Source organism: Fusicatenibacter sp., assembly GCF_977045365.1.
The window spans coordinates 71,919-79,687 of record NZ_CDRRUH010000006.1; the positions used below are offsets into that span (position 1 = coordinate 71,919).

Annotated in this window: 7 protein-coding genes and 1 tRNA gene; 7 read left to right on the forward strand and 1 reads right to left on the reverse strand. The window is 47.6% G+C overall.

Annotated elements, in window-relative coordinates:
* The first annotated feature begins 4 nt into the window (after positions 1-4).
* Entirely contained in the window at positions 5-511 is a 507-nt protein-coding gene (gene ilvN / locus ACY2VW_RS02830) for an acetolactate synthase small subunit (RefSeq protein WP_022462281.1), read from the forward strand.
* A 158-nt stretch (positions 512-669) separates the two neighbouring features.
* Positions 670-1,689 (forward strand): ketol-acid reductoisomerase, encoded by a 1,020-nt coding sequence (gene ilvC / locus ACY2VW_RS02835; protein ID WP_443647359.1) that lies wholly within the window; start codon positions 670-672, stop codon positions 1,687-1,689.
* Positions 1,690-1,836: 147 nt separating this feature from the next.
* Here the strand turns inward: ilvC and ACY2VW_RS02840 are convergent, their stop codons facing one another.
* Entirely contained in the window at positions 1,837-2,193 is a 357-nt protein-coding gene (locus ACY2VW_RS02840; RefSeq protein WP_461876914.1) for a sporulation initiation factor Spo0A C-terminal domain-containing protein, read from the reverse strand.
* Between the two features lie 266 nt (positions 2,194-2,459).
* On the opposite strand from ACY2VW_RS02840, the gene ACY2VW_RS02845 reads away from it, so the two are divergent.
* The 5 genes from ACY2VW_RS02845 to ACY2VW_RS02865 all read left to right on the forward strand — a co-directional run bounded on the left by ACY2VW_RS02845 (position 2,460) and on the right by ACY2VW_RS02865 (position 7,571).
* Positions 2,460-2,533: transfer RNA gene (locus tag ACY2VW_RS02845), tRNA-Pro, on the forward strand.
* A 96-nt stretch (positions 2,534-2,629) separates the two neighbouring features.
* The gene (locus tag ACY2VW_RS02850; RefSeq protein WP_461876915.1) at positions 2,630-3,658 is read left to right on the forward strand and encodes a LacI family DNA-binding transcriptional regulator; all 1,029 of its coding nucleotides are present in this window, start codon (positions 2,630-2,632) and stop codon (positions 3,656-3,658) included.
* Positions 3,659-4,055: 397 nt separating this feature from the next.
* Positions 4,056-5,009 carry an ABC transporter permease gene (locus ACY2VW_RS02855; protein WP_461876916.1) on the forward strand — a complete coding sequence of 318 codons (954 nt, stop codon included), beginning with the start codon at positions 4,056-4,058 and terminating at the stop codon, positions 5,007-5,009.
* Between the two features lie 21 nt (positions 5,010-5,030).
* Complete coding sequence (locus ACY2VW_RS02860) at positions 5,031-5,936, forward strand: carbohydrate ABC transporter permease (protein ID WP_461876918.1); 906 nt, start codon at positions 5,031-5,033, stop codon at positions 5,934-5,936.
* 30 nt (positions 5,937-5,966) lie between these two features.
* Entirely contained in the window at positions 5,967-7,571 is a 1,605-nt protein-coding gene (locus tag ACY2VW_RS02865) for a type 2 periplasmic-binding domain-containing protein (protein WP_461876919.1), read from the forward strand.
* Positions 7,572-7,769: the final 198 nt, after the last annotated feature.

Genomic DNA, 7,769 nt, shown 5'->3' on the forward strand with positions numbered 1-7,769 from the left:
GTTTATGGAACAGAAAAGAACATTATCCCTGCTGGTGGATAATACGCCGGGACTTTTAAGCAGAGTAGCTGGTCTTTTCAGCCGACGCGGATACAATATCGAGACGATCACCGCCGGTGTGACAGCAGACCCGCGATACACAAGAATGACTGTTGTTCTGTACTGCAGTGATGAAATGATTCTGGAGCAGATCAAAAAACAGCTGGCAAAACTTGTCGATGTGCGGGATATCAAAGAGCTGAAGCCGGACGAGAGTGTCAGACGAGAGCTGATGCTGGTCAAAATCCGTGTGAATGAAAATGAACGCCGCAATGTCATCGCCATCTCCGATGTCTTCCGTGGAAGAATCGTGGATGTGGGACAGGAAAGCCTGATTGTAGAGCTGACCGGAAACCAGTCAAAGCTCGAAGGGTTCCTGAATCTGGTACAGGGATACGAAATCCTGGAACTGGCCAGAACAGGAGTGACAGGACTCTCCAGAGGAGCCCACGATGTGCGTTACCTCGATTAACGCAGATCACATTACATACGTTTGCTGGAGGAATGAAATTTTTGTATAGAAAAGTTCATTTCCCTGACAAACAGCAAAAGGCAGAAATGCTTTTCGCTGTATAAATTGACCGACCTGCCGCCGGTCAAGACATTCTATATATTATGGAGGAAAATAAAATGGCAGCAAGACTTTTTTATCAGGAAGATTGTAATCTCTCTTTACTGGAAGGCAAAAAAATCGCAATTATCGGCTACGGAAGCCAGGGACATGCTCATGCACTGAACCTGAAAGACTCCGGCTGTGATGTTATTATTGGACTTTATGAAGGCAGCAAATCCTGGGCAAAAGCAGAAGCACAGGGATTCAAAGTATATACCGCTGCTGAGGCTGCAAAACAGGCTGATATCATCATGATCCTGATCAACGATGAGAAACAGGCTGCAATGTACAAAAAAGATATCGAGCCAAACCTGGAAGAGGGCAACATGCTGATGTTCGCTCATGGTTTCGCTATCCACTTCGGACAGATCGTGCCTCCGAAGAACGTAGACGTAGCTATGATCGCTCCGAAAGCACCTGGCCACACAGTAAGAAGCGAGTATCAGGCTGGCAAAGGAACTCCTTGCCTGGTTGCTGTTGAGCAGGATTACACCGGAAAAGCACTGGACAAAGCACTGGCTTACGGCCTTGGAATCGGCGGAGCAAGAGCTGGTCTTCTGGAGACAACCTTCAGAACTGAGACAGAAACAGACCTGTTCGGTGAGCAGGCAGTTCTCTGCGGCGGTGTATGCGCCCTGATGCAGGCTGGATTCGAGACTCTGTGTGAGGCTGGATACGACCCAAGAAACGCATACTTCGAGTGCATCCATGAGATGAAACTGATCGTAGATCTGATCTATCAGTCCGGATTTGCAGGAATGAGATACTCTATCTCCAACACAGCAGAGTATGGCGATTATATCACCGGACCGAAGCTGATCACAGAAGAGACAAAGAAGACTATGAAGAAAATCCTTTCCGATATCCAGGATGGTACTTTCGCAAAAGACTTCCTTCTGGATATGTCCCCGGCAGGCGGACAGGCTCACTTCCGCGCTATGAGAAGAAAAGCTGCAGAGCATCCGTCAGAGAAAGTCGGAGAAGAAATCAGAAAACTGTACAGCTGGAGCAACGAGGACAAACTGATCAACAACTAATCGGTTTGCTGTCAAATGATCCATATTGGGAGGCTGCCTTTGCGGGCAGTCTCCTTTTTGCTCTATCATGAAAAAACACTTCCGCGCCATGCATATCCCCCAATATATGATACGGCGCGGAAGTGTTTTTCTTTTGCATATTCGTTTTTATGCCTCCTGACGACAGGCAGGAAAAGCGCGGTAGTACTTGATATAAGAACTTAAAATATCAAAAAATTCGGAATTGGTCGGTTTTGTCAGAACCGGATGCACGGAAAGTGAAAAGAGCAGATCGCGGTTTCCGCGGGTCCAGCAGACGGAAATAGCGGTGCGGATGTCTCGTTCGACGCAGGAGGACGATACCTGAAACGTTTGCGCGATCTTTGGGTACAGCGTTTTGCTGACCCGAAGGAGATAATCTTCGTCTTCCATGCATAAAGCGATACCATAGGCGAGATAGCGAAATCCGCGGTATTTTGCACCAATTCCTAAAGAGTATAGTAGAAAGTAAATTTCAGTTTCCATTACGATGTCTCCTTTTATTCAGTTTTTACATAGTCTTTGCAGACGGGCATGCCAGAGGTGAAAGTTTATATGGCATACGATTTTTCCCCTTTCACTTATGATACGTAGAAAACGTCGAAAAATTACATATTCAGAAAGAAAAAGTGACGATACGGTAAAATAGAGGAAGATATGACGCAAAATAAAGAAACGAATGTAATGAAATGGACAAGGGAAAAATAGCATTGATTTTTCAGAAGTTCGCTGGTATAATAAAAATGTGATTACGGGGTATGGCGTAGCTTGGTAGCGCGTACGGCTGGGGGCCGTGAGGTCGCAGGTTCAAATCCTGTTGCCCCGATCGGTAAGAGTGTCGTTTTACGGCACTTTTTTTCTTACGGACAAAGACGTGTGCGAGAGAAAAATGAATTGCGCAGAAAAAAACAGGGAGGAAGTTATGGGGAAAGTAACGATACAGAGTATGGCAAAGGAGCTGGGACTGTCCCGGAATACGGTTGCCATGGCATTAAAGGATGATCCGAAGGTGGCTCCGGTGACACGGGAGAGAGTTCTTCGGATGGCGAAAAGGAATGGGTATCTGGGCGAAAATGTATACGTGGAAGAGGTTCGGGCACCACAGGAGAAGCATTACAATATTATGGTTCTACGTACGCGGGATGCCGCTGTTTATTGGGACCGCGTCGTGAGCGGCATCTCTGAGGAGGCGAGCCTCAACAACTGTCAGACGCGTGTTGCGGTCGTGACGGAGCGTGAGGAAGAGAACGGTATTCTGCCACTCGGACTGGATGAAAATATCGATGCAATCTTCTGCATTAAGATGCTGCCGCCGGAATATATGCAGAAACTGGTAAATCTGGGGTATCGCATTTTTCAGCTCGACCATTACTGCGGTATCGAACAGCGGCCGATGGGCGATATCGTGCGTGTGGACGGTGTGCAGCCGGTGAGTCTTCTGACGTCCCATCTGATCGGGCAGGGCATGACGCGGATCGGTTTCCTAAGTGAGCACAGCAGCACGTATGAGTCGATGCATGACCGGTATGTCGGTTTCCTTGCAGCGATGGAACAGGCGGGCATTCCGCTCGAGGAGGATCTTGTGCGCCCCAATATGGAGAGCGATCATTTTTATTACCCGGAAAATTTTGACAAGATTGTGGCGAGCTACGATACACTGCCGGAAGCGATTGTCTGCGGCAACGATATGATCGCCAAAAGACTGACAGAATCCTTCCGGAAAATCGGCGTGCGCGTGCCGGAGGATGTGGCACTGACCGGATTTGATGATGATGAGGACCGGATGCTGTATCCGTTCTTCTCAACCGTTCATGTCGATACGAAGTGGCTTGGCCGCCGTATGGTGCATGAATTTTTATGGCGGGAGGAGCACCCGGAAGCGCCGAAAGAGCGGATTCTCGTTTCGGGGGAGGTTGTGGTGCGCCGTTCCTCGTGCAAGCGCCAGGGATAGAAAGAAATAGAAAAAACAGGAAAAAGTGAAAAAAGAAAGAGAGCCAGGGATGCCCCGGCGGACGAGAAGAAAAACCGTCTGCCGGGGCGTTTCCGGCTCTCTTTTTGCAATGATTCAAATTCGTGCATAAATGCCATGTAGAAAAGCACTAATTAATAATGCGAAATAGTGCATTTAAGGAAAGCTAAACTGAACAAAAATGACAAAAATGCAAGAAATGCACAAAAAAATCTTGACTTTAGCCCGAAAGCATTGTTTAATATGATTAACGGATGGCGAAAAATGCAACATTCAAAAGCAACAAAAACGCACGAATAAAACCTCGTTAATATCACATATTAAAAATTAATAGTGCAAAATAATGCATTATATCGCCGGAAGGAAAGGAGAGAGCGAAATGGCACAAGTAAAGACAGTTTCAGGCAGAAAAGAAACCTGGAAAGAAAAATGTGCGAGAACCGCACGCGAAGTTGTAAAAAGACGCTGGTTATTTTTCCTGTTGATTCCGGGAATCATTTTCTTCGCGGTTTTCAAGTATATCCCGATGTACGGCTTGAAAATTGCATTTCAGGATTACAACCAGTACGATCCGTCCAAAAGCCAGTGGGTCGGATTTCAGCAGTTTATTGATCTGTTTTCCAAGAACTCATTCTTACCGGTTCTTAGGAACACGATTGTCATCAGTCTTTTAAAACTGATCCTGGGATTCCCGATTCCGGTTATTCTGGCACTGATGATGAATGAGATGAAAAATATGGCATTTAAGAAGGTTTCTCAGACACTGCTTTATCTGCCGCACTTTATCTCCTGGGTTATCCTCTCCGGTATCATCATGACACTGCTTGATCCGGACAACGGTATGATCACCAACCTGATCCAGATGATTACCGGCCAGCATATCATGGTACTGACGGATTCAAGATACTTCGTTCCGATGCTGATCATCACGGATATTTACAAGGGTCTTGGATGGGGAACGATTATCTACTTTGCAGCAATCAGCGGTATTGACCCATCGCTTTATGAGGCGGCTGCGATCGACGGAGCCGGAAAATGGAAACAGGCCATCAACATTACACTGCCGTGTATTGTACCGACCATTATCATCCAGTTCATCCTGAGCAGCAGCAACATTCTGAACGCCGGTTTCGACCAGATCTTCATGCTGTACACTTCACACGTTTACGACGTAGCGGATATCATTGATACCTATGTATACCGTATGGGTATTATCAACAATGATTATTCCTTCTCGACAGCAGCCGGCATGTTCAAATCTGTTGTCGCACTGATCATGATTCTGTTCGTCAACCAGGTTGCCAAGAGAACCGGCAACGAAGGTCTGTTCTAAGAGAGAAAGGAAGGAATGAAAATGAAAGCATCCAAAAGCGGTGGTACCGCAATCAAACGTGGAAAAGCAGAGAAAGCTTTTACCGTATTCAACTACATCTTTTTTATTCTTCTGAGTATCGTGATGGTTTACCCGTTCTGGCATGTCATCATGATGTCCTTCAGTTCGGTGGAAGCAACGGCAAAGGGAGGCGTGTTCCTCTATCCGCAGGGCTTCAACCTGGACACCTACGCAAAAGTATTTAAAGATCCGTCCATCTGGACCGGATACGCTACAACAATCGGCGTTACCGTACTTGGAACCGTATTTGGAACCCTGTTTACCGCAACGACCGCATATCCGCTTTCCAAGGCAAACCTGCCGTTCCAGAAAACACTGAACTTTCTGATCCTGTTCACCATGCTGTTTTCCGGCGGTATGATTCCTGGATACCTGCTGATCAAAAACATGCATCTGATCGACAACCGCTGGTCTCTGATTCTGCCGGGACTCATCAGTGCATACAACGTAATCATTATGCGAAGCTTCTTCTCCACAATTCCGGAGAGCCTTGAGGAGTCTGCAAGACTGGACGGTGCGAACGATGTTACGATCTTTGCAAAAATCGTTCTTCCGCTTTCCAAGGCCAGCATCGCGACCATCGCGCTGTTCACCGCAGTCGGTTACTGGAATGATTACTTCTCCAGCGTTCTGTATATCAACACCAAGAGCAGATGGTCTCTGCAGGCGGTTCTCCGCTACATGCTGACCAACACCAACCAGGCAATGCAGTCTGCCGGTGTTACCGTAACAGCAACGACCAACGTAACGGCAGCTACGATCAAAGCAGCATCCGTTGTCGTTGCAACCGTACCGATTCTGTGCGTATATCCTTTCGTGCAGAAGTACTTTGTAAAAGGAGTTATGATCGGCGGCGTTAAGGGCTGATTTTAACGATAAAAAAGAGGAGGAAGAGAAATGAAGAGAAGAATGATGGCACTGCTCCTTGCAGGAGTAATGGGAGTGGGAATGATGTCGGGCTGCGGAAGCAGCAAATCCGCAGACAGCGGAAAAGTCGTAAGAGAAGAGTCTGATGAACCGATCGACGTGCTGAATCAGGATGAGAAAATGAAACTTTCCATCGTGTGCCTGCAGGGTTATACCCAGCCGGACAGCGAAATGCAGAAATGGATGGAGGACCGCTATAACCTGGATATTGATATCATCGCACTGCCGGGCTGGTCGGATGCAACATCCAAAATTTCCCTTCTGATGGGCGATGAGACACAACGGCCGGACATCATCTGGTGGTGGAACATGGAAGCTGACTATACGAAATGGGTAGACGCAGGCCTTCTGGTGGATGTTTCTCCGTATATGAAGAAATATACCAACATGGTTGACTACTATAATGATGTAGATCCTGGCGTTATGTTTTACGCATCCGGAGACAACGGAATTTACCGTATCCCGGGCGACGTTGCAGAGCCGGCATGTGAGACTCTGTGGATCCGGAAAGACTGGCTGGACAACTTAGGACTGGCTGTTCCGACTACACTGGATGAGCTGGAAGACTGCCTGTACAAATTTACCTTCGACGATCCGGACGGAAACGGTGTGGATGACACCTACGGATGGAATGGTGATGGATACGATTACCGTACTTTCTGGCCATGGATCCAGGGAAGCGGCGATGGAAACGGACGTATGGACTTCCTTCGTCTGGAAGACGGTTCCTACATCTACGGACCGACCACCGATGACTGCAAAGAGTGGCTGGGACGCGTAGCAAAACTGTACGCAGACGGCGTCGTCGATCCGAGCATCATCACCGATACTGACCGTGATGAGGAGATGGCAAACGGCGGATTCGGCGCAACCTACAGCTGGGTATCCTGGAACAACCCGTCCAGCGGTACGATGCAGTCCTTCTATGCTTCCAACCCGGATGCAGAGTGGATTCCGATCGATATGGTAAGCGGCGGCAACGGAGACCCGCAGGACGAGCCGGCAACCATCGCAGCATGGTGCTACTTCGGTATCACAAACGTTTGCTCCGATCCGGAGAGAGCGTATGCAATCTTTGATGATATGGCAACACCGGAAAACTGGATTCATAAGAAATTCGGTGTTGAAGGAAGAGACTACAAAGACAACGGCGACGGAACCTACGAAATCATCAACCCGGGCGACGGTGCAGTCAACACCGAGCAGAACCTTGGTATCAACCTGTTCCAGGATCTCTTCGCAAGAAAAGATGCTGCCAACATTGCCAATACAGAAGAGACGACCGAACTCTTTGAAAAAGTAAAAGAGAACAGCCGTGATGCTTATGCAAAGACCATCGAGAAGAAGAACCCGGATGCATATACCGTAAATAATGATCTCGGAACCGATATCGGTGACGCGATGAAAGAATACACCTGGGGTGTCATCGGCGGCGGAAAATCTCTGGATGACTGGGATTCCTACGTTGATAAAATCAATGGACTCGGTCTGCAGGATGTGCAGGATGAGCTCAAGGAAATCCATGGAAAACAGGTAGAGGATTACCAGAAATACCTGGAAGAGTACAACAAATAAAACAACGAAATCATGCGTCAGAGCACCCGCCGGAGCCTCCTTTCCGGCGGGTGTATTTTTACGGAATCCTGCCACGACAAACGCATGAGTAAATAAATTGTGAACACGCCCCTTTTTTGATAAAATAAAAGAAAAAGGGGCGTTGTTTATGCAGGAATTATTAGAGTGGATGGAATACATTGAAGACACCCGTCAGCA